Source organism: Paenibacillus sp. HW567 (assembly GCF_000374185.1).
Lineage (GTDB): Bacteria > Bacillota > Bacilli > Paenibacillales > Paenibacillaceae > Paenibacillus_AQ.
The window spans coordinates 5261429-5287011 of record NZ_KB910518.1 but is presented as its reverse complement, the minus strand read 5'-3'; the positions used below and the strand labels follow the sequence as shown (position 1 = coordinate 5287011).

Genomic DNA, 25583 nt, shown 5'->3' with positions numbered 1-25583 from the left:
ATGAGTGATAAAATAACAACATCACCTCCAATCAGATTCGCAGGATTTACGGATGCTTGGGAACAGCGTAGGCTTGTTGATAATGTAGAAGAAGTGCTAGATTATCGTGGAAAAAGCCCTACTAAATTCGGGATGGAATGGGGCAACGAAGGGTATTTAGTTCTTTCTGCATTAAATGTTAAAGATGGTTATATTGATAAGTCTGTTGAAGCGAAATATGGTGATCAAGAGCTTTTCGAGATATGGATGGGAGAACACAGATTAGAAAAGGGTGATGTACTTTTTACTACTGAAGCTCCACTTGGAAACGTTGCGCAAGTACCAGATGATGAGGGGTATATACTTAATCAACGAGCAGTTGCATTTAAGGCTGATAGTAGTAAAACAAGTAATAATTTCTTAGCTCAACTATTGAGAAGCCCTCTTGTTCAAGAAAGTTTAAACGCAAATGCCTCAGGTGGAACTGCAAAGGGAATCGGTATGAAAGAGTTTGCCAAATTAACTGCTTATGTCTCTACCCAAGTTGAAGAACAGAATAAAATCGGAGCATTTTTTTCTAACCTCGACTACCTCATCACCCTTCAACAGCGTAAGTTGGAACTGATGAAAGAGACGAAAAAGAGTCTACTTCAAAAAATGTTTCCGAAAGATGAAGCAGATGTTCCTGAAATTCGCTTTGCTGGATTTACTGATGCTTGGGAACAGCGTAAGTTTGGGGAAGAGTTCAAAAAAGTCAATGAGCGTAACGATGGAAGCTTTGGTAAAGAACATTGGATTTCCGTTGCAAAAATGTACTTCCAAGACCCTGAAAAGGTTCAGTCTAACAATATTGATACTCGAACTTACGTTATGCGACAGGGTGACATTGCATTTGAAGGTCATCCTAATGCTGAGTTTAAGTTTGGTAGATTTGTAGCCAATGACATTGGAGAAGGGGTAGTTTCAGAGTTGTTTCCAATTTATCGTCATAAAAGAGAATACGACAACAACTATTGGAAACACGCAATCCAAATTGAACGTATCATGAGCCCGATTTTTAGCAAGTCAATTACTTCATCTGGAAATTCATCAAATAAGCTCGACGAGAAACATTTTCTTAGACAATCAATCTTTGTGCCGACTATTGAGGAACAGCTCAAAATTGGTGGTCTATTTAAGCACTTGGACAACCTTATTACCCTTCATCAGCGTGAGTTAAATTCGCTCAAAAATTTGAAGAAATCACTGCTTCAACAAATGTTTATAAACAAAGGAGATTACACAAATGAGTAATGCAACAGATATTACATCAAAGCTATGGGAAATGGCTAACAAATTGCGTGGGACAATGGATGCGAGCGAATACAAGAACTATATTTTGCCATTCATGTTCTATCGCTACTTATCAGAAAATCAAGATGAATACTTAATTGTCAATGAGTTGGAAGAGTTCTACGAAGTGAAAGATGACACAGAAAAAGAAGATTACCTTGAAGAAATCAGTAAAGGTCTCGGATATGCGATTGACCCATCCTACACTTGGGACAAAATCGTATCTAAAATTGAAAATCATAAAATCAAAGCTAGTGACTTCCAAGACATGTTTGATTCATTCAATACAAATGCTAAACGTAACGCAGTCGCAGAAGCGGACTTTGCTAACGTATTCTCAGATGTTAACCTCGGCGACACACGTCTTGGCTCAAGTACAAATGAACGTGCGAAGGCTTTGAATGATATCGTTTTGATGATTAACGAGTTCACTTTCAAAGATGATTCAGGACGTGACATTTTGGGTGACGTGTACGAGTATTTGATTGGACAGTTTGCTGCCAATGCTGGGAAAAAAGGTGGGGAATTCTATACACCTCATGAAGTTAGTCAAATCCTAGCAAAAATTGTCACAATTAATGCAGATGGTACTGGAGATCAATTCCGCGTATATGATCCTACAATGGGATCAGGTTCACTTCTTTTGACAGTTCAAAAAGAATTGCCAAATGGTGATGAAGAAGGAAGCGTTGATTTTTACGGCCAAGAGTTGAATACTACGACTTATAACTTAGCTCGCATGAACTTGATGATGCATGGTGTTAACTATCGCAATATGGAGTTGAATCGTGCAGACACACTTGATGCTGACTGGCCATTTGCTGAAAAAGATGGCACACAAATTCCTTTGAAGTTCGACGCAGTCGTAGCTAACCCCCCATATTCTCAAAATTGGGATATAAAAGACGTTGACCGAGAAAAAGATACACGCTTCAAGGGTTATGGTGTAGCACCAGCATCTAAGGCTGATTATGCTTTTGTTCTTCATGGACTTTATCATTTAGACAAAGCAGGAACAATGGCTATCGTGTTGCCACATGGTGTACTCTTCCGTGGTGCATCTGAAGGTAAAATTCGCAAGAATATTATCGACAATAATTTATTAGATACGGTTATTGGATTGCCAGCTAACTTGTTCTATGGGGCAAGCATAACAACATGTGTGCTAGTGTTCAAAGGGCGTGAAGCTCGCAAGAATAAAGATATTTTGTTTATCGATGCTTCAAATGAGTTTGAAAAGGGTAAGAACCAAAACAAACTCTCTCCTGAAAACATCAATAAAATTATCGAAACTTACAGTAACCGTGAAGATGTTGAGAAATATGCTCATGTGGCATCTTTGGATGAAATCAAAGAAAATGATTACAATTTGAACATTCCACGTTATGTCGACACGTTTGAAAAAGAAGGAGTTATTCCACTTTCACAAGTGGCTCAAGAGTTGACCGAAGTTAAAGCAGAAATTGCGAATTCATATGATAACTTGTTTGGGCTTTTGAACGAGTTGAAAGGGACAACTGATGAAGCCAAAGAAGAACTGAGCAAATTTATTAGTCTTTTAGGTAAATAATAGTGTTAGAAAAGAGCTAAGGAGAATTTAAACCTTGGCTCTTTTCACGAGCGCGTGGGAACAGTGTATGGAAATAAACATTGCTTCTTCACCGTAAATAGGTTGCAGATCAACCACTCCCCATTCGTTTATGCGGCTCTCTACTGGGAGCCGCTTTTGATTTTTATTAGGGAAGTGGAACAAATCGGTCGGGAAGTGGCATCGGCTGACTGCTAAAAATAGCGATAGAACGCTAGAGTTCCTTCTTCTGTTTGGGGCTAATAAAATAAATAGGTATCCCTATAAAAAGGAGCACTCGCTTCACTTTATAAGAAAGGGCATTTAATAAATCAATAGCTGTACTTCAAGACTGAGAGTGTACTGATTGGAAGTAGTGCTAGCCCGCACATTGTAGTGTAGAGTTGGAACTTCGCGCCGGAAGTCGCTTGCAAGCGGAAAGCCTTGATGGATCCCATCTTCGCTAAATCTCTTCAGCACCAGAATTACTCTGCGTCATCCTTACACTTCAGTTTCCCCCAACAACTCCCCAACAGAAACCTCCAGCGCCTTTGCTATTGCAACCACCTCATAATCTTGCACGAGCCTATGTTGACCTTCCACTCGCGATAAACTGGTTGGGCTAATGTCTAAACCGAAGGTTTGCAGCTTGGCAAGGAAATCCTTTTGTTTCATTCGCTTAGCATTTCGAATGGCTATAACTCGGGTTCCGATGATATTTTTGTCACCCGGGGGCTCTTTGCGATGCTTCATTTCGGTGTCACCTCACAATATTAACCAAATTGTATGCGAGGTAAGTGTTGTTTTAATGCGGATATCGAATTAAAATAAAATAAACCGATAAACGCATTAAAATTTCTGTACATCGTCTACGGACATAGCTTTTCCAGGAAGGAGGGGGTGCAATGCAACATCTGATGCACAAATATGAGGAGGAAAAGCGTAAGCTGAATGAACTCGGACAGAAATCGCTGGAGCAGGGAATTCCGTTAAGCAATAACGAAGCGGTTCAGGCCCAGAGCCGTAGGGTGGACGAACTCATTAATCGGATGTATCAAGAAAAAAGTGGACATACAGCGTCGTTTCGTTTGGACTTCTGTCTTGGAGGGGATGTGGTGAGCTTTCCAGCATGGTTTATACAGACTATTCAAGGTCGATTGGATGAGGTGACCGCACAAATTGAACATCACTCCGAGCCTAGACATGCTTTTGAAGAAGAGAGCAAGGCTTTTCAAGCGTTGAATGACTCCATAGACATTGCACATATGCCAGAGTTTGAGTATTGGGAGAATAAGCTTCAATTGAAGCAAGCTGTTCTTTACGAACGCATATATCTACAAGGACTTAAGGATGGAGTGCAACTAGCAAACGCCTTTACTGCTCCTTCAGTTCTCTCAGATTAAGCCATGCCCTGGGGAGTGTGTTGCAAAAGTACATAGATATCTGAGTCAAAAAGGTAAACGTATACTTTATTTTTAGACTGTCCATGTGACAGTCTTTTTTGTTCGGATTTCCACGCACAATCCGAATAAAGGGATATCTTCCCATATTGTCGAATAACCATACATATTGTAAATCCAGATGATGCGAGGTTTTGCTATGTTTAAAGCGCTATTATCTCTCTTCAAAAAATCCGACACTAAGTCGCCCGAGACTGTGCATAAGGCACCAACACCCAAGCCGAAACGGAAGGTTGCGGCCACGCGAATTGGAGAGTTAGGTAAACATAAAATCAATATCCAACTTGATCAGCTACCTAAGGAGTGTAAATCGTTAAGCGATCTTTTGCTCCCTAATCCCAAGTCTCGAACAGGTTACACCCAGATTGATCATATCGTTATCTCTCCGTATTGCTTATTTGTCATTGAGACGAAAAACTATAATGGAGAAATTAAAGGTGGACGAACGGATCAACAATGGTCAGTGAGCAACCGTTACAAGATGTACAATCCGCTGAAACAAAACTATGGACATATCAAGGCTATCGAGAGTTTGATAAAAGGTGTAGCCGCAGTAAAATTCATCTCTATGATTTCATTTACGATGAGATGTCGGTTCAGTATTGATCCAGAGCTTCGGAAAATCCACTCGGACGAGCTGGTTGTCTATGACGTGGAACTAAGTGAGTTTATCTCAAGGAAGTTGATCAGTTTGAAAACGGTAAACCCCGAACCTTCTATTTCTACGGCGCAGGTTCAAGCGATACGCGATCACTTGGTTCAGGCTAACATAGTAGATGCCGAGATTCGTAAGATTCATGTAGAGAGAATAAAGGGGAATAACGAGAAGCACCAGTAAGTTACCTATCATTGGACTAAGGGAGTTAACAGAAATGATCAAACAACTACGTAGTTGGTGGAAGGATACAGAGATCCCTAACCTAATCGGTCGCAAGAAAGGAGTCTGTAAAATATATTGTGTAAACTCTCAAACCCATTAAAATGGAAATAAGAGAGAGGTTGGGGAGAACACATGGGACTTTGGTCAAAAGAGCAACTTCGGGAATTCATTAAGCAGAACAACTTAGTGACCGCACAAGATGCACAGAATGCCTTAAAAGACCTGTTTGCTGAGACGATTCAGGAGATGCTAGAAGCCGAAATGGATACTCACTTAGGCTACGGAAAGCATGAAGTGAAGGCGAAGCTCACACCAAACAGTCGCAACGGAAAGAGCCGTAAAACGGTAGTGAGTGAGTACGGCGAACAGGAAATTGCTATTCCACGTGACCGTCTGGGTGAGTTTGAGCCCCTTGTCGTCAAGAAGCATCAGTCGAACGTAACGGGCATCGAAGAGCAAATCATCGCCCTGTACGCCAAAGGGATTAGTACCAGAGAAATTCAGGATCACTTGGGGCAGATGTATGGCATTGAGGTGTCGCCTACGCTCATATCCAATGTGACGAATAAGATCGTTCCTCTCATTAAAGAATGGCAGAACCGGCCTCTGCAAGGCGTTTACGCCATCGTCTATCTGGATGCAATCCACTTCAAGGTCAAGCAAGACGGAGCGATTATCGACAAGGCCGCCTACATGGTCATTGGTATTGATCTGGATGGAAATAAGGATGTGCTGGGCATGTGGATCGGTGAGAACGAGTCCTCTAAGTTCTGGCTGAGTGTGCTGAATGAACTCAAGAATCGCGGAGTTCAGGATATCCTTATTATCTGCGTGGATAACCTGACGGGATTCTCCCAAGCCATTGCAGCCTGCTATCCTCAAACCGAAATTCAGAAGTGCATTATTCAACAAATCCGCAGCTCAACCCGGTACGTGTCATACAAAGATATTAAGAAGGTGACTGCCGATTTAAAGCCCATTTACAAAGCAGCTACGGAGGAGGGGGCCTTGCTTGAACTCGACCGTTTCGAAGAAGTTTGGGGAGCGAAATATCCCCTTATTATCCGTTCCTGGCGGACAAATTGGGACGAACTCGCTACCTTTTTTAAGTACCCGCCTGAGATCCGTAAGCTCATCTACACCACGAATATGATCGAGAGCTACCACCGTCAGCTTCGTAAAGTAACCAAAGGAAAGAGCATCTTTCCTACCGATGAAGCTCTGCTAAAAATGCTCTATCTGGCCACCGTCGATGTCACTCGAAAATGGACTGGACGAGTCCAAAACTGGGGACAAATGCTGCTCCAGCTGTCGGTCTTTTTCCCCGATCGGGTCGGTCAACACTTGCGTTAGATCGCAAATTCCCCCTCGGGGGAATCTATGCTTAAAAGAGTTTACACAAAATTATTGACAGACCCCAAGAAAGTGGACTTCTCCATCTTTCGTGATGGTACTCATATTCTCATAAAAGATGTCTTTATACGAATTAAAGTTAGGAAACAGGGATATACTTCTTCAAGTACTCTCTTAGGTTATCGTCACAAACATAGACATATGTTCCTCTGATGCCACGAGTTAGAAAAACCGCATATGTATTAAGAATGTAAGATTTTAGTTCTTCATCAGTTATTCCATTCTTTACTTTGTTGTCGAAGAAATTATTCTTATTTATCTTTATCATATTTTCCAACTTATCAAATTCGAGATCGGGACCAATAATAACTCCGGCATAGTTTAAATCAAGTCCAGGCAATGTATAGATACTACCCATCTCTTTTTTAGCATTCAAATTACTTAACCAACCGCCTGTCTGACTGTTCCATTTAATGTTAACACCGTCAATACTGATATCTACTAACGTGTTATCTTCTTTACCTTTCCATTCCCATGCATATCCCGAACAAAGCCTGCATAAACCCCAATTTTTTTCTTTTTCGTCAAGAGCTCTCACCATATCGGCAAATGAAGTAAAAAGTTTAAAATCGTAGTTTTCAAATACAAGTTTGTTAATAGTTTTTTGATATAACATATCGTAGATGTAAGGAACATAGCTATTGCCAGCTTTTATTCGCAATTGTTCATCCAATTCTATAGGACGAATCCCCCGCTTTCTTTCATACAGTCTTTCTTCAAAGTGTTCGTGTGTTATGTCGGAAGGACTTGTACTTTGTTTTCCGTCATAGAATAGAATCTGGCAGTTAGAATTAGCCAAAATCCAATCCAGTTCATCGTGTGTTTTATCGAATCCGATTCGGGCATTCCCTGTTTTAAAGTGTACATAATACATTCCGAGATTTTTACCTCTTCTCAGTCGTTGGGCTTCATCGCAAATAATAATGTCGTAGTGTTGTTTGGTGACGTCCACTGGGCTGATAACATCTTTTTTGTTCAACCCCTCTGTATTTTTAAAAACCTCTTGAATTTCACTGCGAGTAGAGGGGTTTGCATAAACCAATGCAATTTTTTTATCTCTAAAACGCTCGTTGCTTTTTAAATAATGAAATAGTGAGGTAGCTACAACAGTTTTACCGGTTCCCGCGTCACCTTTTATTAGAATTGGCCTTGTATTGAAGGTTTGCTCATGTGGTAATGTCTCACCTGAATCAATGGTATTAACAATACTTGTTAAACTTTTGTGTTGTTCTTCGGTTAGAGCAGTATGAGGAGAATACTTATATGTATTGGAGTTAATAATCATATTAAATTCTTTCGTTTTTACCAGCCCTTTTTCTTCAAGCTGGAGCCATAGCTTATCAAAATGCCGCTCAAAATCATTTTTTCTTTGGTAATGCGGCTTCTGGCCGTCACTTCTATTTACAATATGAAACTTATTATCAACCTTCATCAGTTTTATTAGTAGGTTTTCATAATGTTTTGCTGGCGTTTCCTCCATTGAAAATCCAGTAATGATGTGCATTTTATTAAAAAGGTATTTTTTATTCTTATTTTTACGGGAGTTGCTGGAATGTTCCTTTGCTCTTCTGATAGAATTGTTGGTTTCACCGATGTAGGCTTCTTTACCATTTTCTAATATGTAGACACAGTGATAGTCAAAAGGTATTTCCCATTCATCAAAGTTTTTAATTATATAATCATAAGTTTCTATTTTTAACATGATTCCTCCTACTGGGATTATTTTGGGATAATACATAAATTAGAATAAGATAGATTAACCGTTCTTGTAAAATGTATTTTTGGCGGAATAAATAATATGCGGAAGGCCAAGTATAGCAGTCTACCTTATTTAGTTTGACTATTATTGGTCTCCATAATAATCTTAAGAAACATATAACAAGACCGAAGCATGGCCATGAGTGGCCATTTAGAGGCGTATTCTAGGCAATGGGAGAACGACCTCTTTTTGTGTTGTTTACTTATCACGATAGGAACACACAGAAGAAAGAAATACTTTAAAACAAATTTTTTTCTTTCAAGTGAATAGGAACTGGTATTAGATCATCGAAGGAAGTGATTACATGGACAAAAAAGCAAAACAAATACTAATGAATACCTTCTGGACTTCAGCCGGTTGGAAGGGGAGTCCGAATGCTTTTGTTGGCGAGGATTTTGAGTATGCCAAGAGCAAAGGGCTGATGTTCGATCCCATCACTATTACTCATGACGAGATCGTCTTACGGCTGCATGAACTGCATCAGAGAGTCACGAAAGAGCGGGTAGCGGCCGCGTTCCTGCACAGTCTGTCGACGAAAAAAGTCCATTTGCGGAGTGCCCTTTCGAGCTGGGCTCTGACTTCCAGTTTACCTGTGCATACCTATGAGCAGCGGAGCTCAGTCCGGCCCAATTACAGCCGCTGCGGGGATTGTAATGCTCATGGAATAATGTCAGACCGCAATTATGTCAATGATGATCTGAATGTGCTGAATTTCGAGCGGGTCAAATGGGGCGGTATTCGCCTGAACTGGCTTTTATATTGTTGGTTGGATCTCGAACTATTCAGTAAAGAGGAACCTTTCGAGGTTACCGCCGAAGATATTGCTATTCTCTCCAGGTTGCTTGAAGCGGTTCGGGATTGTGCAGACCATGAGAGTGCACGGATGCTGGAGAAGCGGTGGAAGGAAGTGGTTCCTTCCAGTAAGAATGAACGGGATGTGCTGATGGAAATATGGGGCTACGCCGGATTGCTGGTACCGGGTGACACACCGCAGAAGCGCAGGGGCGGGAGCTCTGATTATGACTCTATGGCAGAGTGGCAGGGGGATGACGGCTATTCTCAGGAAGCGCTGGAGTTTTTTTTCGGTGCATATCTATTATAGCTTTTACCTTTAACCAGATATTACTTTTAAGTGTTACGCAGTTAATAATCCTCCATGCTAGAATCAAAGCATTCCAGCAAGAGATAAGTTAGATCGAGGAGGATTTCTTATGTGCAATAGATTTCAAATCGTAGGCAGCCTGTTGCGTCCGTCGAATTTATTGGAATATAAACAGCAGATTGAACACCGGGATGATATCCAGTATCCCTTTTACCAGGACTTTCAGGGGTATGAGCAGTGTGAAGCGGATGCGATTCAGGCTGTAGTGGATCAGGAAATTAATAATGGGTTGTCCATTCTTACGGATGGGGAGTACTCCAAATCCATGTGGCATCTGGACTTCGTCTGGGGGTTCCAGGGGATTAGCCGCTATATTGCGGATCATGGGTATTTTTTCAGAGATACGGATGGAGCCTCCAAATATGAGACCAGAAAAGATATTGGACTACGCATTACAGGTGAATTGAGCGGGAAGAACCATCATTTTATTCATGCCTATAAAAAGCTTCAAGCCCTTGCCGGTGAACGTGAGACCAAGCTGTGCGTACCTTCGCCTTCGCATATTTTTGGTGAGTTATCCTGGTCAGATAATATTGGCGGTACAGAGGCCGTGTATAAGAACAGACAAGAGCTTAAAGAGGGTCTTGTGAAGGCTTATAAGGACTTTGTCGGGGAATTCGCCGCTGCCGGGGGACAAATCCTGCAATTCGACGATTGCTTATGGGAGCTCTTCGCAGATGATAATCCGAACTCTCCATATACCGGCGAGAATATCAATCAAGAGGAAGTACAGGCTCTGGCTACAGAATTTATTGATATCAACAACACAATAATTGATTACGGTCATAGCTTAGGCTTGAAAATGTGGACGCATAACTGCCGTGGTAACTATGATTCCCGGAATATGGGCGGCGGCTCTTATGCTAAAATTGCGAATCTGTTCTTAAAGCAGTTGAAATACGACCGCTTTTTCCTGGAGTGGGATGATGATCGTGCAGGCTCGCTTGAGGCGCTTGCGGTGTTCAAAGATAAGCCTGACACAGAAATTGTCCTTGGCTTGTTGTCTTCCAAGACCAACACGCTTGATGATGAGGCTCGTGTAGTTCAAATGCTGGATGAAGCATCCAAGATTATTGACAAGGATCGGTTATTGCTGTCTCATCAATGCGGTTTTGCATCCTGTGATGGCGGCAACGAATTAACAGAAGCTGAACAGTGGGCGAAAATTAACCAAGGACAACAGATTGCTCTGCAATATTGGGGTAGTTAATATTTAACTTAGTTAAATAGGAGAGCAGATTCCCTTCCTTAGACTGTCGACGGTATTGTCGGCGGTCTTTTTTCTATGAACTGGAAGCTGTACTTCATACTACTTCAGCCTTTTGCGCATAAAAAATGACCGCGGGGGGCGGTCATCAACGTGTGAATTATTTTCCACTGATTAATTGAAAGAAATTGTGTAGTATACAGAAGGGTATGCCGTAGTCGATTCTGGTACGCGTTCTACAACAGTGATCAGTGTACCGGGTTCGTAGTAGCCAGATCCGCTGTAGAAAGTGGTTTTGTTGACGATAGCGGTACCCAGGTCGACCGTTGTATTGTTATAGCTCCAATAGTAGTGTAGGCGAAGTGCGTTTACTGCGGAAGCCGTGATTTTCACGCTTGTGCCGGTCGTCTTGGCGTTGGGAAGAATGTAAGCATAGCCTTGACCTTCGGTCAGCGTATTGGGATAGCTGCCCCCATAGCTGACGACGGCAGGACTAGCCCAAGCGGTCAGGCCAAACAACAGAGATAGACCCATGATCAAGGTAAATACTAGGCTGCTGCGTTTTTTCATAGATTGCTCATCCTCTCAAAATGAATTAACTTTTCGAAACGAATTAGAGCATCCTCCTTCCACGTGAGGGCGTTTACATGCCTATCCCCTACAATATATACCAATTTATTACATATGTAAATAGCAGAGTAAATGGTAGGATAGGAACTAACCAATTTCCGCCCCTATCGTTTATACTAATAAGGCATAACACTTCTAAGGAGCTGCAGAACCGATTATGAATAAGAAAGAAGTCGCGCACATTCGCAAGCAATTCAAGCTGGACCATGAAATGCTCAAGCTGTTTGATATTCTTAACGTGTATATTATGAAGGAAACTAACGAAATCTATCATTGGGAGCGCCTGCCGTTTGGCCTCGTGGACAGAGAGAAGCAGGAGCTGTATATGGGCAATTTCAAAAAACTGCTCACCGGTGAACTCGACCATAAGCTGTTCGAGTTGAAGTTTCAGGAGGAAGCGGAGGAGCCGTCGCGGGTAATGCTTCACCAAGGCCTGGTGACAGGTGATGCTGAAGAATGGCAGGACCTGATGCTGATGCTGGTGGATAAAATGCTGGTAGATACCAAGTATGAGAAGGATATGGTAGTCACTTTCGTTCGCGGGCAGTATTACCGGCCGACTAAGGCCAGGAATGAAGAAACCGAAGAGAGCGGGAAAGACGAGATGTTCGCGCATCCGTTCATTCTGTGCAGCGTAAATTCCACGGAACAGCAGCGCAAAAACCTCATGTTCGATTATGTGGAGAAGGAATTCAAGTACAACATTATCGTCGATCCGATTGTCAAATTGAGCTCGCCGGAGCAGGGGTTCTTTTATCCGAGTGTGACGGACAACTATTCGGATGTGAACCGCGTTCTATATTGTACGGGGAAATCAAATTATCCCGACCCGTTGTTCATCGAGCAGGTCTTGAATGCGGAAAGATCTGTAACAGCCTTGGAGGAGAGAAGCTTCTTCGAGGATATCGTGAAGGAAGTGGCGGGAGAACAGCTTGATACGACCACACTCGCTCAGGTGTATGAGGGAATCCAGCAGGTCATTGAAGGTGGCGAAGGGGAGGAAGAACCTCCTAGACTGGATTACAAAGATGTGGAACGCGTTCTGGCAGCAAGCGGTGTAGAGAACGTGACGGCTGAAAAGGTGGAGCTGGCTTTCGAAACGGTCATCGACGATAAGTACTACGAAATGAAGGCGAGCAGCGTTATCCCGAAATATACTACCAAATCAATCAAGATAGATACGAAGGTGGCTACCATCTCAGTGAGTCCCCAGGATTTAAGATATGTGAAGCAGGTGAATTATCAAGGGAAACGCTGCATCATGATTGAAGTTGACGAGGAAGTTGTGATCGAGGGCTTCACGCTTAGTACGGAAACGTTGTAGACGGCAGTAAAGGTACAGGAATTAAGGAGGTTTTGTTGTGGGAAATGAAAAAAGGGAGTTGTCACTCGAACAAAAAGAAGAGCTGCTGGGAGTGTTACAAGCCCGTTTTGAGAAAAACATGAATCGCCACGAGGGATTGGAATGGGCCAATGTGCAGCTAAGGCTGGAAGCTAACCATGAAAAATTATGGTCCATTCATGAGATGGAACGAACCGGCGGTGAGCCGGATGTGGTGGGTTATGATGAAGAGACGGGAGAATACATTTGGTATGACTGCTCGGCAGAAAGCCCCAAAGGCCGCAGAAGCATCTGTTACGACGGCGAAGCCCTGAACGCCAGAAAACAAAATAAACCGGAAAACAGCGCCATTCAAATGTCGGAGGATATGGGCATTGAGATCCTTACAGAAGAACAATACCGGGAGCTGCAGAAGCTTGGACGCTTCGATACGAAAACATCAAGCTGGATAAAAACACCTTCCGATATCCGCAAGCTCGGCGGTGCAATCTTTGCTGATTTCCGTTATGGACAAGTCTTTGTGTATCATAACGGTGCGGATTCTTACTATGGCGCCAGGGGCTTCCGTGGCTCGCTGAGGGTTTGATATTGAGGTTAAAATAGCTGATCTGTTTGTATATTTGATCATGGATTAATACTTGCATGAACCGGTGGAGTCTGCGTAGAGCAGGCTCTTTTTGCGTTATTCGCCCTACGAATAGTAAGCTCTGCCTATATAGAGGAAAAATATTGAAAAATGTCGAATATATAAATCATAAAAAGGGGGATAATCATGTTATTTGTCAGAAAAGAACGAAATCAGGCGATCGGCAGTCCTCGTATGCGCTTCATCCATTATTCGGTCCTCTTCGTACTGCTATTTGGAGTTGTAAGTACAGGGTTATTTGGTGCAACAGGCAATTTAGTCGCAGCAGATTCAGCCAGTGAGGGGACCGGGTACACCACAGATCAGTTGGAAGGTCTGCAATTCCTCAACGAGGTGAGAACCCGGGCCGGCATTCCGCCCGTTCAACTGAATGCGGCGATTACCAAGGCGGCAATCTCGCATGCTGAATTTTACAATGCCAATCAAGCGGATCTTCCAGGCCTGAGTGCTCACTCCGAAATATCGGGAAAACCCGGCTATACTGGCCGGTCGGTAATGGACCGGATGAAGGCGGCGGGTTGGGTGCCGAGATCACAAGGGTATGCAGCGGGAGAGGTGATGCACTTCCAGCAAAAAAGCAGTAAAGCAGCTATTCAAGGTTGGCTCGATACAGCCTATCACCGTGACATTATACTGGACCCCAGTTATACAGAGATTGGAATTGGCCTGGTTCACGGAACGGCCGTCCTGGATGCCGGAGGTCCTGGAATGACACAGTCTGTAGGTGGAGGCATCTCCGTGTACCCTTACGATCAGCAGACAGATGTACCTGTCGGGTTCTATGGAAATGAAATGCCGAATCCACTTGAGCAATTTGATGTTGATTACTCAGGTTATATTATATCTGCGGCTACAGATAGGGATATGGTCTCGCATAAAGCGGTGATTACCGATGACAAAGGAACGGAGATTCCTTATCATGAAGAATTTAAAAACGAGAATACTCTTTTCATCTATCCCAAGTCCATATTAAAGGGTTATCACCAATACACCGTATCCCTGGAATATCAAGTAGACGGCGCTTTGGATACCCGGACGAAGGTATGGTCTTTTACCACCGGTAAAGGGCATCTGCTGACACAACTGATTCCCACTTATAAAGAAATCGTGATTAATGAAGGCGGGCGATTGCAGCTTCAAACGGAAGGCAAATATGATGATGGAACAACGGATCTGCTGTTGGGCGATGCGGTTAAGTATTCCAGTAACAAGATCAATGGTCTAAGCGTGTCTTCCACCGGAGCTATATCGGGTATTAAATCAGGGGATTACATTATTACCGCATCTTCAGGTACCCTATCTTCACAGCTCAAAGTGAAAGTGTATCCCAAATTAAAATCAAAGGTCTACCCTGCTGCTGACCCAAGCAAGCTGACGGATATTGCGGGGAACAAGGCGGTACCAGCCATTGAATGGGCCCTCAAAGCAGGCGTTATGACCGAAGCGGGAAAAGGTCTCTTCAAGCCTGATGCAGCCGTAAGCGAAGCAGAATTCTGGACCATGCTCCTGAAAGCATATAATGTTCATATTGAAGCTTATCAGCCAGCCAAAATGAAGATTTGGTCAGATGCCGCTTACCTTATCGCCAAGGACCGTAATTTCCCGCTTAATGGTATATCCAATCTGTCCGCAAGGGATAGTCAAATTACCCGGCTGAAGATCGCTGAGATCATAGCTGCGGCAGACGGGCTGAATTTCAAAAACTACGACGCTGTGAACTTCGTGCTTGGAAAGGATTATGTGCGGGGCGTAACAGAGCTGTCATTAATAGGTTATCAGGGGGGAAAAGGGATTACCCGTGCAGAGGCTGCGCAGATCCTTCAGTATTTGCGGCCTAAGCTTACAGAATTGCGGGGACGGCCGATCAGTGTTACACCAAATTCAACCTTGCCAGAGCTTCCGCCAAAGGTATTGTATGTTAAGCCCGATTCGTTCAAAGATCATTCGTTCTTTGCGGAATTCCACGAGGATCATACGCTCACTGTTGAGGGGAAGTTCACCCAATTCGCTGGTCAAGCTCTCAAGGTGCGTGTGCAAACAGGGGGGAAGAATCCTAAACAGATCGAAGACTTGACTGTAACTTTAGACAGTGAAGGAAGGTTCAAGGCAGAGTCTGGTCCCTACGAACAAGCTTCTCTGAATTTATATTTGGCAACTCCCGGAGTTAGCTACTATTTAAATGTACAGTATAATACCATGAATGTGAGCCAATATACAGTAACAGAGTAAGAAGGCTTACCAACGGCAGATGAAGTCATCCGTGGCTCCAGCATGCCATCTTCATAGAGGCTTCATAATCATCCGAAAAATTGATCGGCACCGTTCGGATTACCTGCTGCAGCAAAGTTATACCAGTACGATAACATTTGAATTCGTGTGAAAAAGCTTGATGCTGAATAATGGGCAAATTACAATCATTGTGGTATAGTACGGACGTGAATAAATACTTGCGTGAACCGGTGGAGTCTGCTCAAAGCAGGCTCCTTTCTGCGTTTTTATGGTCATGCGGGAGGAGGCTGAAGTAAAATGGAATTCTATTTACAATTGTTGGTTATCATCCTAAGCACTAAGCTTGCAGGTGATCTTGCAGTACGGTTAGGGCAACCCTCGGTACTTGGGAAGCTGATTATTGGCGTTGTAATCGGTCCTGCCATACTCGGCTGGGTTCAGCCGTCTGAGTTAATTTCTACTTTTAGTAATATCGGCGTTCTATTGTTGATGTTCTTTGCAGGCTTGGAGACAGATATTAAGGAATTAAACAACAACCGTAATTCGTCTGTAGCAGTAGCTGTTGGAGGTATCTTGTTTCCTCTCGGCCTCGGGTACATGACTGGAATCATCATTGGCTTGGAGAGCTCCCACGCGATATTTCTCGGATTATTACTGTCGGCTACCTCTGTAAGCATCTCTGTTCAGACATTTAAGGAGCTGGGTACACTAAAAAGCCGTGAGAGCACAACCGTTCTAGGGGCGGCTCTGGTCGATGATATTCTTGTTGTTGTAGCTTTGGCGGTATTTATGAGTTTTGTATCAACTGAAGAGATTAACCTGGGCTTGGTGTTGTTAAAGAAGGTAATATTCTTTGCACTGGTCATTGGCATGGGCTGGAAGGTCGTACCGTGGGTTATGCGTAAGCTTGCCCCGCTTAGAATTACGGAAGCAGTCATCAGTATAGGGATTGTCATTTGCTTGTCTTTTTCTTACATGGCGGAATATTTCGGAGTGGCAGGAATTATTGGCGCATTTGCTGCAGGTATTGCCATCTCCAGGACGGAGTTCAAAGAAGAAGTCGAACAAAAACTTGAGCCCATCGCATATGCCATTTTTGTGCCCGTGTTTTTTGTAAGTATCGGACTATCAGTGTCTTTTGAAGGATTCATGTCCCAAATACTAATCATAATTGGATTAGCAATGGTAGCTATTCTGTCCAAATGGTTGGGAGCAGGGCTCGGGGCCAAGGTAACTGGCTTCAACTGGCGTTCCTCTATTGTTATTGGAGCGGGTATGGTTTCACGCGGGGAAGTTGCATTGATCATAGCGGCTATTGGTTTAGAGTCGGGCTTATTAAGTCAAAAATATTTTACTTCGGTGATTATAGTTGTCATACTGACAACCATAGTTACTCCGCCGTTATTAAAGGCTCTCTTCAAAAAATCACCACTATAACTAGGAGGTAGGCATGAACCTCGAAACTAACGAAATTGTAGAGCTGATCCAGGAGAAGACGAACCAATTCATTTCAAAAACGGCAATGGTACTTGAAGTAGAGAGCACCCCATTAAATATGGGGTACCAAGCTGTCGGCTTGTCTCGGCATAAGGTTCTCATTGATGACCAGGGCATACAAGAATACGTTTCATTTATCACGAAGATGGCGAATACAACTGAAAGAAGAATACTCCATAGATTATATTTGCAGTCAGCAAAAGTACCCTTTAGTACAGCACATGACATTGGTTCAGAAGATCGAGCCCTTATATGTATTCAGGATGTGGATTATAAGACCCATTACCAAAGCCTTGAGTTCGAGATGCTTCAAAAAAAGGAGGTGCAGGCCTTGGCTTATATCCATAAAACTAATCACGGATTAAAAGAGGAATTGTCGTGGCTTCCCATAGCTGATCGTGACCATATCGAAAAAATGCTTTACGGGCGATGGAGAACTGTATGGGAAGAAGCCAAAAAGAATGAACAGTTTATTGAAGCTTTCGGTCAGTATATTCCTGAAGTGGAAGCTGTATCTAGCAGTATAGCTAATGACATTGAAGTGGTACTGAACGATGAAAGCACACACACGTTAATACATAATGATCTTAATCCCGGGAATGTATTGGTCCACAATAATGAAGAGGTTTTTTTCATTGATTGGGAGGAAGCAAGGTATGGGTCATTATTCTTAGACATCCCGTTAAGATTTGAATTGAATGCAGCAAGAGCTTATCGTGAAGTGCTACTTCATGAACAGTATCCGGCATGCTAACGGCTTCTATATTCTGTTGGTGAACGGCCGCAGATGGCATTGAATTTTTATAAGGAGATAAGGTGCGAGCAACAATATAAAGATTGTAAGGAGGATTTTGGAAAACTTTGTCGAATAGTTCTACATACCTATATATAGATTAATCAGGAGGGAACCAAAAAAGTGCAACGTGATTCTAGAACTACATCCAATCAGGCTAATAGGTCTGCGTCCGCCCAAGCCAACAGGACTGGCAGCGGTCAAACTAGGGCAGCTAGTCCCCAAGCAAACAGAACTGTCAGTCAAGCAGGGGGAATGGGAGGCCAAGTGAACACTGCAAAGAATGTCAATGTGGTTGTTTGCCGCAAATGTAAGTCACAGCAAGTAGTAGCTAACAAAAGAGGCTACAGTTTCGCCAATATGTTCAAAACGCTTGGTATTATGATTTTTATTGGCATATTGGCTGTTGGATTGACTAGCCTTGCCCTTATGTACAGTGTAAGCGATAGTGCCAGTTCAATTCTCCAAATATTCGCTGTTTTAGGAGGGATTTCATTTTTTCTAGCACTACCCGTAAGCATTTTAGTGGGATTAGCTGGGAGAAGTGAGATTGTCAACGGTTGTATGAGCTGCGGCTACAAATGGAGACCTTCCAAGAAAAAGAAATAATACTCTTACATACTGAATTTTTTTACATACTGGAGTTGTGCCGCTTAAGGCCCAGGATGAACGGGATGTTAGATGCTAAGACGATTTATGATTGCGGGGCATCCGAACAAGTCATTCGGGAAGAGGCCGGGGTCTGGTGGTATCCATTTTATCCGAAATGAATGGAATATTTTCAATGAAAACAGCTTCACTGACAGTAGATGTCAGTGAAGCTGTTTTATTATGGTGATAAACATTAATCATTAAGGAGAATTTACGATGAACAACACAGTATATCTTTATGTATTTGATACGATGGCAGATTGGGAGATCGGTTATTTGACTGCTGAACTAAACTCAGGAAGATATTATAAGAAGGGATTGGCCCCGTCCAAAATAGTTACCATAGGAATTGAAAAGACTCCTGTAACTACAATGGGCGGATTGAAAATACTGCCTGACCTCAAACTGGATGAGTGCAGCATGGAGAGCGCGGATGCGTTGATTTTACCGGGTGGAGATACATGGATGGAAACCATCCACGAACCAATAATTAATACAGCAAAGCAGTGTATTCAGGAGAACATTGTTGTAGCAGCGATATGCGGCGCCACAATAGGGCTTGCTCAGCGTGGACTGCTGGACTCAAGAAGGCATACAAGCAATGACCTGGGATACCTCAAAATGGTGTGCTCCGGTTATAAAGGTGAACAGTATTACATAAATGAGCCTGCTGTTACTGATGGACAATTAATTACTGCTTCGGGGATAGCTCCATTGGAATTTGCTGCACATGTCTTGAAGGCTTTGGATGTGTTTACGCCAAAAACATTAGAGGCTTGGTATAAGCTCTATGAGACTCGCAAATCTGAATATTTTTATAAATTAATGAATTAATACAAAAGCTCCTTCTTCGAGAAAATCACATAGCTGATTTTGTACATCACCAAGTTCCACACCAGCGCTATCAGCGGAGAGCAGCACAGCAGGATAAATGTGAACCGATCTGTAAAAGAAACACCTAATAAGATCAAAAGCTCATAGACACCAAAGCAAATCAAAGCGGGAACTATGAAGGACACAAGTGATAACGTGCGGGCTTTTTCTGTACCGAATTTAAATAAGAGCGGGATGGCCATACTTCCTAAGATTTCAGCGATCACCAAACCAACCACAGCGACAACCGGCAGAGTGAGGATGTTGCTTATATCGCTGAAGTCAACTTTGTGGACGATGATGCCGCCGATGAAACCAATCACTAGGCCGATGACAACTCCGATCACCGAGAAAATCAGCAGAACGATAAATTTGCTGGCGACCAATTCTTTTTTGGTAACTGGGGTAACCATTGCATATTTCGTCCACTTGGAGTTGTCATCAAAGCTAAACGTAGTCATGATCATCATGCTGCATAGAATTCCACTCGCGATAATATAGCCTTCCGGTCCGCTGAAAGGGATAAAAATGAAGGCAAAAACCAACAGCATAAAAATCATGGATTTTGCGTTGTGCCCGATGTTGTACAAATCTTTTATAATCAAGCTTTTCATTGTACCTGTTCTCCCTTTACATAGAGAAGAAGAATATCGTCGATAGAAGCGTTATCCACTACTGCAGTCTTATACTTGCGGCGCGCTTTTTCCTTATCAGCAACCAGCACGTCCCACTGATAGTCCAATTTCCGGTAAGCAAGAATCTCCGATTTGTCAATCGCCTCAAACAGCGCTGCCCCGCAGCGAATAATGCCGTAGTTGTAACGCAGCTCATCCTTTGCCTTGCAGAACAGAACTTTCCCTTCATGAATGAAGGTGATGTTATCAGCCACTTTCTCCAAATCCGTTGTGATGTGGGAAGACATTAGGATAGAGTGATTTTCGTCCTGAATAAAATCCAGAAAAACATCCAGCATGTCGTCACGCATGATAGGATCAAGTCCGCTGGTCGCTTCGTCCAGAATCAATAGCTTTGGTTTATGGGAGAGGGCTACAGCAATACAAAGCTTCATCTTCATGCCTTTGGAAAATGTTTTGATTTCCTTGTCGGAAGCGAGCTGGAACTTTGCTAAATAACCGTTGTAAACGGCAGCGTTCCACTGCGTATAGGCGGCCGCCGAAATTGTGCCAACCTTGGCCGGGGTGAGGGTCTCATAGAAATTGATGCCGTCGAACACAACACCTATGTCCTCTTTCATTTGCTTGGGAGTAGCGGACAGCTCCTGCCCCCAGAATGTGACGGTTCCCGCATCCTTTCGGATGAGATCAAGAATGGCGTTAATCGTGGTGCTTTTCCCGGCGCCATTCTCGCCAATCAGCCCCATAATCGTGCCTCTCGGGATAGAAAAGGAAACCTGGTCCAGCTTGAAATCAGGATATTGTTTGGTGAGATTCTCCACCTGCAAAATAGGTTCCATCGTTATTCCTCCTCTTGGTAAAACATAGTCAAAAGCTCGACCAGCTTGCTAAGGGGTATACCGCTGGTACGCGCAATGTCTGCGGCTTCCTGTAAATGTCCTTCTGCTCTCCGCTGTTGTTCTTCCTGGAAAAAATCCTTGTTCTGCGTCGATACAAAGCTGCCCCGCCCAACCGTCGTTTCAATAAAGCCATCCCGCTGCAAATCCTCGTAGGCCTTTTGTACGGTAATGACACTGACATGAATGGACTTGGCGAGCGCACGCATGGACGGAAGCGGGTCGCCTGTCTGTAATTCTCCGCCCATAATCATCGCCTTAATCTGTGAGGTGATCTGTTCATAAATCGGCTTGCTCGTATTACTGCTGATGATGATTTCCACACGACCCCTCCTTTGCATTGTATTTTAGTGTACTTATCGTATAAGTACATTATAGTTAGGTATAGTGTATTTTGTCAAAAGAGTTTCACAGTGCAGAGCCAGTATGGGCGACCCTTATGCCGAGTTTTGGCTCGCAGCTGCCGGGAGCATCCCCTGGATAATAAGAACGGGAAGCCGTGAGTAAGAGTCTCACGGCTTCCCGTTATGCTTATTTTGAGATGATATGCTCTTGCAGCCACTCCCTGAAAAATTGCAGATGCTCTTCGGTGTGGAAATAATGCTCGCCATGCTCCATCACGCTCAGTTCACAGTGGAACCGGTCTGTAAAAGCAGAGACTACGTCAAACTCGCACAGGGTATCGTCTGAGCCATATAGAATTGCAGTTGGACTATCCCATGTATTAATCGGATGGGATTTAACATAGCAGTAATAATCCCAATAAAGTGTTTGTCCGATGGGCGTGGGAACTTCCTGTTCAGCCTGCAATTTCTCTTCACTAACATTGAACCATGTCATCATATTATTGATAATTCGTCCCATATCCAGAACTGGAGAGAGGAACAAAGACTGCTTAAGCCGGAACTTGTTGTAAGCAAGCAAGCTGAAATATGCCCCCATACTGCAAGCAAAGATACTGATGTCATTCGATTGCATGTGTGCGTAACGCATGATTACTTCGAGATCATGAACACAATTCTGGACTTTACAAGCATAGGCCTCTTCTTTGCGGTCACCGTGCTCAGGTAAATCAAAGCTAATGACCTGATACCCCCGTGCGGAGGCTTCTTCGGCAAATATAACAATCGCATCATCTGCCTTGTTGGACATATTCCCGTGGATAGCAATAAATAGTTTATCTGATTCCTCACCCCATACAATTGCCGGTATGCCCTCAATTTTTAATTCCTGTTTCATCATTTTATTACCTTCTTTGTAGTATTAAAAAGCTAGAAGTTAAAAACTGTACTCCAATCAAAATCCCCGGAGGTTTCCACATTATTGGGCCAATCCGCACACCAGCCGGGCACAATGGGATTTTCCACTCTATCGAAGCTGGGCGTTCCGGAGAGCGCGTGGCAAAGATGCCCAAGGTGTCTGGGGAATCCCTGGAGGAGGAGCAGCTTGACCGCTACCTGGGGATGATTGAAAGGCGATAAACCGAAAGCAGTCACATGACAACGTGTGGTTGCTTTTTCGATTAAATGCCTTCCCTCCGGTATTTGCTCGGTGAGCATCCGATGGCTTTGAAGAATTCCCTGTTGAAATAGCTGATGTTATTAAAACCGACGCTTTTCGCAATATCGGCAATCTTACAATCCGTCTCCATGAGCAGTGCACAGCTCTGCAAAAGCCTGTAGCGTATGACATAGGCAATGGGCGGCAGGTTCATCACTTCCTTAAACGCATGGCAGAATTGCCCCTCGCTCATCGGAAGGATGCCGGCCAAATCCTTTAACGAAATCTCCTCTTTATAATTGGCCTGAATATACGTGAGGACGGGCTGCAATCGCTCTAATTTATAGTTTTTGCTGTCTCTTGAGTGGGCGGCGGCGGGTACCGCATTCTGGTAGCAGTGATGCCAGATTTCATACAGCTTGCTTTTGAGCAGCAACTCGATGTCATGTAGGCCGTAATCCTGCAAGGAGTCGATTTCTTTCATGCGTTCGATCACCGTTTGCTGCCAAGGTTCATCGTTTTTAAGTATCTTTTTGAATTCGATATCGCCCTTCAGGAGCGGATATACAAATTTGGAGTAGGCTGATCCCTGCTTGTTATCGCTGAACAGGTTCGGATGAAACACTACAACGCAGGCTTCGCAAGGCATCCCATCATAGGATCTGGCTGCGTGAAGCTGATTTGAGGGAACAAACAGCCCTTCTCCTGCCATAACACAATATTCTTCATCCTCAATGGTATATACGATTGCGCCCTGGAGAACTACTAGAAACTCAAATTCGTAATGCCAGTGCAGGAAAAAGAAGCTGCCTGCGTTCGGAGGATAGCTTAAATGATGAATCGCAACCGGAAGAAGGGCCGTCCCGTGAACGGTTTTTTCTTTCAAGAACATTTTGGGCTTCATACTATCTCCTCTTGATTTCGATGATCGGAATATTGTGTTAATCATCAGCAATTTACTTAAAGAATTGAGGGAAAACAATGAATATAATACAACTATAGCACCAAATTTTGTATGTTAGAAGGAGGAGCATAATGAAATTCAGCAGAATTGGAAATCGTTTGATCGGAAAATCGGGTGTAGAGACTATATGGATCGAACCGTGGGGCGAGAATTCCCTGCGCGTCCGGATGTCCAAAGAAGCCACGATGGACCCGAATGATTGGGCACTATTGGACACGCCCGCTGCAACTTCGCCTGTTATCACCCTGGATGAGATCGAGCTGATCGAGCCGTGGATACCAGAGGCGGAAAAAGCCAAGCGTACAGTCAAAAGTGAAATCGCTTCCATTCAAAATGGCGAAATCATTGCTTCCTTTAACGCGGAAGGCTGGCTTTCTTTTAAGAACAGTGACGGACAATTGCTTACGGAAGAATATTGGCGTGACCGGAACCGGATTGACCGGTACTGTGCTCCGCTGCGCATTGAAGGAAGAGAGCTGAAGCCGCTTACCGGCACAAGCGATTACAGGCTGACCTTACGCTTCGAAGCGTTTGAGGATGAGCAGATTTTCGGGCTTGGCCAATACCAGGAGAAGGTGCTGAATAAAAAGGGGGCAACGCTGGAGCTGGCCCACCGCAATTCCCAAGCCAGCGTTCCGTTTATGCTGTCCAGCCGCGGGTATGGGCTCTTATGGAACAATCCGGCAATTGGAACGGTCACTTTTGGTACAAACCGTACGGAGTGGGTGGCTGAGAGTACGAAGAAGCTGGATTATTTCATTACCGCCGGGGCAACACCTGCACAAATCGAAGAGCAATATGCAAATGCTGTAGGGAAAGCGCCGATGATGCCTGAATACGGCTTGGGATTTTGGCAGTGCAAGCTTCGCTACCGCTCTCAAGAAGAACTGCTTAACGTAGCCAGAGAATATAAACGGCGCGGGCTTCCGCTTGACGTCATTGTGGTGGATTTCTTTCACTGGACCAAACAAGGCGATTTCAAGTTTGAACCGAGAGACTGGCCGGACCCTGACGCTATGATTGCTGAATTGAAGGAAATGGATATCGAGCTGATGGTGTCGGTATGGCCGACCATTGACAGCCGTTCAGAGAACTATGGCCCGATGTCCGGCGAGGGATATTTAATCTCAGCCGATAGAGGCATGAACATTAATATGAACTGGATGGGGGAGACGGTGTTTTTTGACGCTACGCATCCCGGGGCAAGAGATTATGTCTGGCAGGTGTGCAAAAAGAATTACTATGACAAGGGAGTCCGCTTATTCTGGCTTGACGAAGCGGAGCCGGAGTACGGCCCTTACGACTTCGATCTCTACCGGTATTACCAGGGCCCGGCGCTGCAGTGTACGAACATCTACCCTCTGATGTATGCCAAAGGTTATTATGATGGAATGACGGCGGAAGGGCAGGAGGGAGTCTGCAATCTGGTGCGCTCTGCTTGGGCAGGAGCCCAGCGATACGGGGCGCTAATCTGGTCGGGGGACATTTCCTCTACCTTCAGAGCCATGAGGGAGCAACTACAGATTGGACTCAATATGGGAATCGCCGGGATTCCTTGGTGGACAACGGATATCGGGGGATTCCTGGGCGGACATGTTGAAGACCCCGGCTTTCAGGAGCTGCTGGTGCGCTGGTTTGCTTTTGGCGTATTTACTCCCGTATTCCGTCTGCATGGCGAACGCGTTCCGCACATTGAACCCGAGCAGGCCGTTATTGACGGGGTAGGCCAGATGATGACCGGCAGCGATAATGAGATCTGGAGCTATGGTGAAGAGAATTATGAAATCATGAAGGATTATATCCTGATGCGCGAGAGACTACGCCCTTACATTAGAGAGTGCATGGCTGTGGCCCATGAAAAAGGCTCGCCGGTTATGCGCACGATGTTCTACGAATTCCCTGAAGATGCGGCGTGCTGGACTGTGGATTCCCAGTATATGTTCGGCCCGGATATTCTCGTAGCTCCCATCTTCGAATTGGGCCAGCGGAGCCGGGAAGTATACCTTCCCAAGAACCAAAGCTGGAAAAATGCCAAAACGAATGAGGTCCTGCAAGGCGGCCAGACGGTTACCATCGATGCACCCATTCATGAGATTCCGCTGTTCATCAGAGCGGATAAGAGCCTTCCTATTTATGAATAGCGGCGCTGGTGTTGAAAGGAGATATAG

At 44.1% G+C, this 25583-nt stretch carries 23 protein-coding genes; 15 read left to right on the top strand and 8 right to left on the bottom strand.

Going from position 1 to position 25583, the window contains the following annotated elements; translation table 11 throughout:
- Both B212_RS34035 and B212_RS0123425 read left to right on the top strand, forming a co-directional pair.
- Entirely contained in the window at window positions 1-1272 is a 1272-nt protein-coding gene (locus B212_RS34035; protein ID WP_019913590.1) for a restriction endonuclease subunit S, read from the top strand.
- On the top strand, window positions 1265-2881 hold the full coding sequence (locus tag B212_RS0123425) for a type I restriction-modification system subunit M (protein ID WP_019913589.1): 1617 nt from the start codon (window positions 1265-1267) through the stop codon (window positions 2879-2881). The genes B212_RS34035 and B212_RS0123425 overlap by 8 nt, the downstream gene beginning before the upstream one ends.
- Before the next feature lie 498 nt (window positions 2882-3379).
- Here the strand turns inward: B212_RS0123425 and B212_RS0123420 are convergent, their stop codons facing one another.
- Complete coding sequence (locus tag B212_RS0123420; protein ID WP_019913588.1) at window positions 3380-3631, bottom strand: helix-turn-helix domain-containing protein; 252 nt, start codon at window positions 3629-3631, stop codon at window positions 3380-3382.
- A 152-nt stretch (window positions 3632-3783) separates the two neighbouring features.
- Between B212_RS0123420 and B212_RS0123415 the strand changes: the two genes are divergently transcribed.
- From B212_RS0123415 to B212_RS0123405, 3 genes are all read left to right on the top strand, one after another.
- On the top strand, window positions 3784-4281 hold the full coding sequence (locus B212_RS0123415) for a hypothetical protein (RefSeq protein ID WP_019913587.1): 498 nt from the start codon (window positions 3784-3786) through the stop codon (window positions 4279-4281).
- Between the two features lie 196 nt (window positions 4282-4477).
- The gene (locus B212_RS0123410; protein WP_019913585.1) at window positions 4478-5176 is read left to right on the top strand and encodes a nuclease-related domain-containing protein; all 699 of its coding nucleotides are present in this window, start codon (window positions 4478-4480) and stop codon (window positions 5174-5176) included.
- Between the two features lie 174 nt (window positions 5177-5350).
- Window positions 5351-6571 (top strand): IS256 family transposase, encoded by a 1221-nt coding sequence (locus tag B212_RS0123405; protein WP_019913583.1) that lies wholly within the window; start codon window positions 5351-5353, stop codon window positions 6569-6571.
- Between the two features lie 139 nt (window positions 6572-6710).
- On the opposite strand, the gene B212_RS0123400 is transcribed toward B212_RS0123405, so the two are convergent.
- The gene (locus tag B212_RS0123400; protein WP_019913582.1) at window positions 6711-8333 is read right to left on the bottom strand and encodes a DNA/RNA helicase domain-containing protein; all 1623 of its coding nucleotides are present in this window, start codon (window positions 8331-8333) and stop codon (window positions 6711-6713) included.
- Window positions 8334-8694: 361 nt separating this feature from the next.
- On the opposite strand from B212_RS0123400, the gene B212_RS0123395 reads away from it, so the two are divergent.
- Window positions 8695-9492 (top strand): hypothetical protein, encoded by a 798-nt coding sequence (locus B212_RS0123395; RefSeq protein ID WP_019913581.1) that lies wholly within the window; start codon window positions 8695-8697, stop codon window positions 9490-9492.
- A 109-nt stretch (window positions 9493-9601) separates the two neighbouring features.
- Window positions 9602-10762, top strand: coding sequence for a cobalamin-independent methionine synthase II family protein (locus B212_RS0123390; protein WP_019913580.1), 1161 nt, complete (start codon window positions 9602-9604; stop codon window positions 10760-10762).
- A 171-nt stretch (window positions 10763-10933) separates the two neighbouring features.
- Here B212_RS0123390 and B212_RS0123385 read toward each other — a convergent pair whose 3' ends face one another.
- Window positions 10934-11329 (bottom strand): hypothetical protein, encoded by a 396-nt coding sequence (locus B212_RS0123385; RefSeq protein ID WP_019913579.1) that lies wholly within the window; start codon window positions 11327-11329, stop codon window positions 10934-10936.
- Between the two features lie 217 nt (window positions 11330-11546).
- Between B212_RS0123385 and B212_RS0123380 the strand changes: the two genes are divergently transcribed.
- The 7 genes from B212_RS0123380 (at window position 11547) to B212_RS0123350 (ending at window position 19381) form a co-directional block, all read left to right on the top strand.
- On the top strand, window positions 11547-12713 hold the full coding sequence (locus B212_RS0123380) for a DUF4317 domain-containing protein (protein ID WP_019913578.1): 1167 nt from the start codon (window positions 11547-11549) through the stop codon (window positions 12711-12713).
- Window positions 12714-12750: 37 nt separating this feature from the next.
- Window positions 12751-13317 (top strand): DUF4256 domain-containing protein, encoded by a 567-nt coding sequence (locus tag B212_RS0123375; RefSeq protein WP_019913577.1) that lies wholly within the window; start codon window positions 12751-12753, stop codon window positions 13315-13317.
- A gap of 186 nt (window positions 13318-13503) precedes the next feature.
- Window positions 13504-15606 carry a CAP domain-containing protein gene (locus tag B212_RS0123370; RefSeq protein ID WP_019913576.1) on the top strand — a complete coding sequence of 701 codons (2103 nt, stop codon included), beginning with the start codon at window positions 13504-13506 and terminating at the stop codon, window positions 15604-15606.
- Window positions 15607-15903: 297 nt separating this feature from the next.
- Window positions 15904-17043: a cation:proton antiporter gene (locus B212_RS0123365; protein WP_019913573.1), complete on the top strand. Its 1140-nt coding sequence runs from the start codon at window positions 15904-15906 to the stop codon at window positions 17041-17043.
- 13 nt (window positions 17044-17056) lie between these two features.
- Entirely contained in the window at window positions 17057-17857 is an 801-nt protein-coding gene (locus B212_RS0123360; protein ID WP_019913571.1) for a phosphotransferase, read from the top strand.
- Window positions 17858-18163: 306 nt separating this feature from the next.
- Window positions 18164-18505 (top strand): hypothetical protein, encoded by a 342-nt coding sequence (locus tag B212_RS0123355; protein ID WP_028531016.1) that lies wholly within the window; start codon window positions 18164-18166, stop codon window positions 18503-18505.
- A gap of 258 nt (window positions 18506-18763) precedes the next feature.
- Entirely contained in the window at window positions 18764-19381 is a 618-nt protein-coding gene (locus B212_RS0123350; protein WP_019913567.1) for a type 1 glutamine amidotransferase family protein, read from the top strand.
- On the opposite strand, the gene B212_RS0123345 is transcribed toward B212_RS0123350, so the two are convergent.
- The 5 genes from B212_RS0123345 to B212_RS0123325 form a co-directional block, all read right to left on the bottom strand.
- Window positions 19378-20034 (bottom strand): ABC-2 transporter permease, encoded by a 657-nt coding sequence (locus tag B212_RS0123345; RefSeq protein WP_019913566.1) that lies wholly within the window; start codon window positions 20032-20034, stop codon window positions 19378-19380. The genes B212_RS0123350 and B212_RS0123345 overlap by 4 nt on opposite strands.
- Window positions 20031-20894 (bottom strand): ABC transporter ATP-binding protein, encoded by an 864-nt coding sequence (locus B212_RS0123340; protein ID WP_019913564.1) that lies wholly within the window; start codon window positions 20892-20894, stop codon window positions 20031-20033. The genes B212_RS0123345 and B212_RS0123340 overlap by 4 nt, the downstream gene beginning before the upstream one ends.
- A gap of 2 nt (window positions 20895-20896) precedes the next feature.
- The gene (locus tag B212_RS0123335; RefSeq protein ID WP_019913559.1) at window positions 20897-21274 is read right to left on the bottom strand and encodes a GntR family transcriptional regulator; all 378 of its coding nucleotides are present in this window, start codon (window positions 21272-21274) and stop codon (window positions 20897-20899) included.
- Between the two features lie 208 nt (window positions 21275-21482).
- Window positions 21483-22193 (bottom strand): alpha/beta hydrolase, encoded by a 711-nt coding sequence (locus B212_RS0123330; protein ID WP_019913557.1) that lies wholly within the window; start codon window positions 22191-22193, stop codon window positions 21483-21485.
- Between the two features lie 280 nt (window positions 22194-22473).
- Window positions 22474-23355: an AraC family transcriptional regulator gene (locus B212_RS0123325; RefSeq protein ID WP_019913554.1), complete on the bottom strand. Its 882-nt coding sequence runs from the start codon at window positions 23353-23355 to the stop codon at window positions 22474-22476.
- A gap of 131 nt (window positions 23356-23486) precedes the next feature.
- Between B212_RS0123325 and B212_RS0123320 the strand changes: the two genes are divergently transcribed.
- On the top strand, window positions 23487-25556 hold the full coding sequence (locus B212_RS0123320) for a glycoside hydrolase family 31 protein (RefSeq protein ID WP_019913553.1): 2070 nt from the start codon (window positions 23487-23489) through the stop codon (window positions 25554-25556).
- The last annotated feature ends 27 nt before the right edge of the window (window positions 25557-25583 follow it).

What these genes read in the sequence shown, in the direction of transcription:
- B212_RS0123410 (WP_019913585.1), top strand. Translation starts at nt 4,478, where the DNA reads ATGTTTAAAGCGCTATTATCTCTCTTCAAAAAATCCGACACTAAGTCG.
- B212_RS0123370 (WP_019913576.1), top strand. Translation starts at nt 13,504, where the DNA reads ATGTTATTTGTCAGAAAAGAACGAAATCAGGCGATCGGCAGTCCTCGT.
- B212_RS0123400 (WP_019913582.1), bottom strand. Translation starts at nt 8,333, where the DNA reads ATGTTAAAAATAGAAACTTATGATTATATAATTAAAAACTTTGATGAA.
- B212_RS0123390 (WP_019913580.1), top strand. Translation starts at nt 9,602, where the DNA reads ATGTGCAATAGATTTCAAATCGTAGGCAGCCTGTTGCGTCCGTCGAAT.
- B212_RS0123395 (WP_019913581.1), top strand. Translation starts at nt 8,695, where the DNA reads ATGGACAAAAAAGCAAAACAAATACTAATGAATACCTTCTGGACTTCA.
- B212_RS0123420 (WP_019913588.1), bottom strand. Translation starts at nt 3,631, where the DNA reads ATGAAGCATCGCAAAGAGCCCCCGGGTGACAAAAATATCATCGGAACC.
- B212_RS0123340 (WP_019913564.1), bottom strand. Translation starts at nt 20,894, where the DNA reads ATGGAACCTATTTTGCAGGTGGAGAATCTCACCAAACAATATCCTGAT.
- B212_RS0123345 (WP_019913566.1), bottom strand. Translation starts at nt 20,034, where the DNA reads ATGAAAAGCTTGATTATAAAAGATTTGTACAACATCGGGCACAACGCA.
- B212_RS0123425 (WP_019913589.1), top strand. Translation starts at nt 1,265, where the DNA reads ATGAGTAATGCAACAGATATTACATCAAAGCTATGGGAAATGGCTAAC.
- B212_RS0123325 (WP_019913554.1), bottom strand. Translation starts at nt 23,355, where the DNA reads ATGAAGCCCAAAATGTTCTTGAAAGAAAAAACCGTTCACGGGACGGCC.
- B212_RS0123360 (WP_019913571.1), top strand. Translation starts at nt 17,057, where the DNA reads ATGAACCTCGAAACTAACGAAATTGTAGAGCTGATCCAGGAGAAGACG.
- B212_RS0123385 (WP_019913579.1), bottom strand. Translation starts at nt 11,329, where the DNA reads ATGAAAAAACGCAGCAGCCTAGTATTTACCTTGATCATGGGTCTATCT.
- B212_RS0123405 (WP_019913583.1), top strand. Translation starts at nt 5,351, where the DNA reads ATGGGACTTTGGTCAAAAGAGCAACTTCGGGAATTCATTAAGCAGAAC.
- B212_RS0123350 (WP_019913567.1), top strand. Translation starts at nt 18,764, where the DNA reads ATGAACAACACAGTATATCTTTATGTATTTGATACGATGGCAGATTGG.
- B212_RS0123380 (WP_019913578.1), top strand. Translation starts at nt 11,547, where the DNA reads ATGAATAAGAAAGAAGTCGCGCACATTCGCAAGCAATTCAAGCTGGAC.
- B212_RS0123330 (WP_019913557.1), bottom strand. Translation starts at nt 22,193, where the DNA reads ATGATGAAACAGGAATTAAAAATTGAGGGCATACCGGCAATTGTATGG.
- B212_RS0123365 (WP_019913573.1), top strand. Translation starts at nt 15,904, where the DNA reads ATGGAATTCTATTTACAATTGTTGGTTATCATCCTAAGCACTAAGCTT.
- B212_RS34035 (WP_019913590.1), top strand. Translation starts at nt 1, where the DNA reads ATGAGTGATAAAATAACAACATCACCTCCAATCAGATTCGCAGGATTT.
- B212_RS0123415 (WP_019913587.1), top strand. Translation starts at nt 3,784, where the DNA reads ATGCAACATCTGATGCACAAATATGAGGAGGAAAAGCGTAAGCTGAAT.
- B212_RS0123320 (WP_019913553.1), top strand. Translation starts at nt 23,487, where the DNA reads ATGAAATTCAGCAGAATTGGAAATCGTTTGATCGGAAAATCGGGTGTA.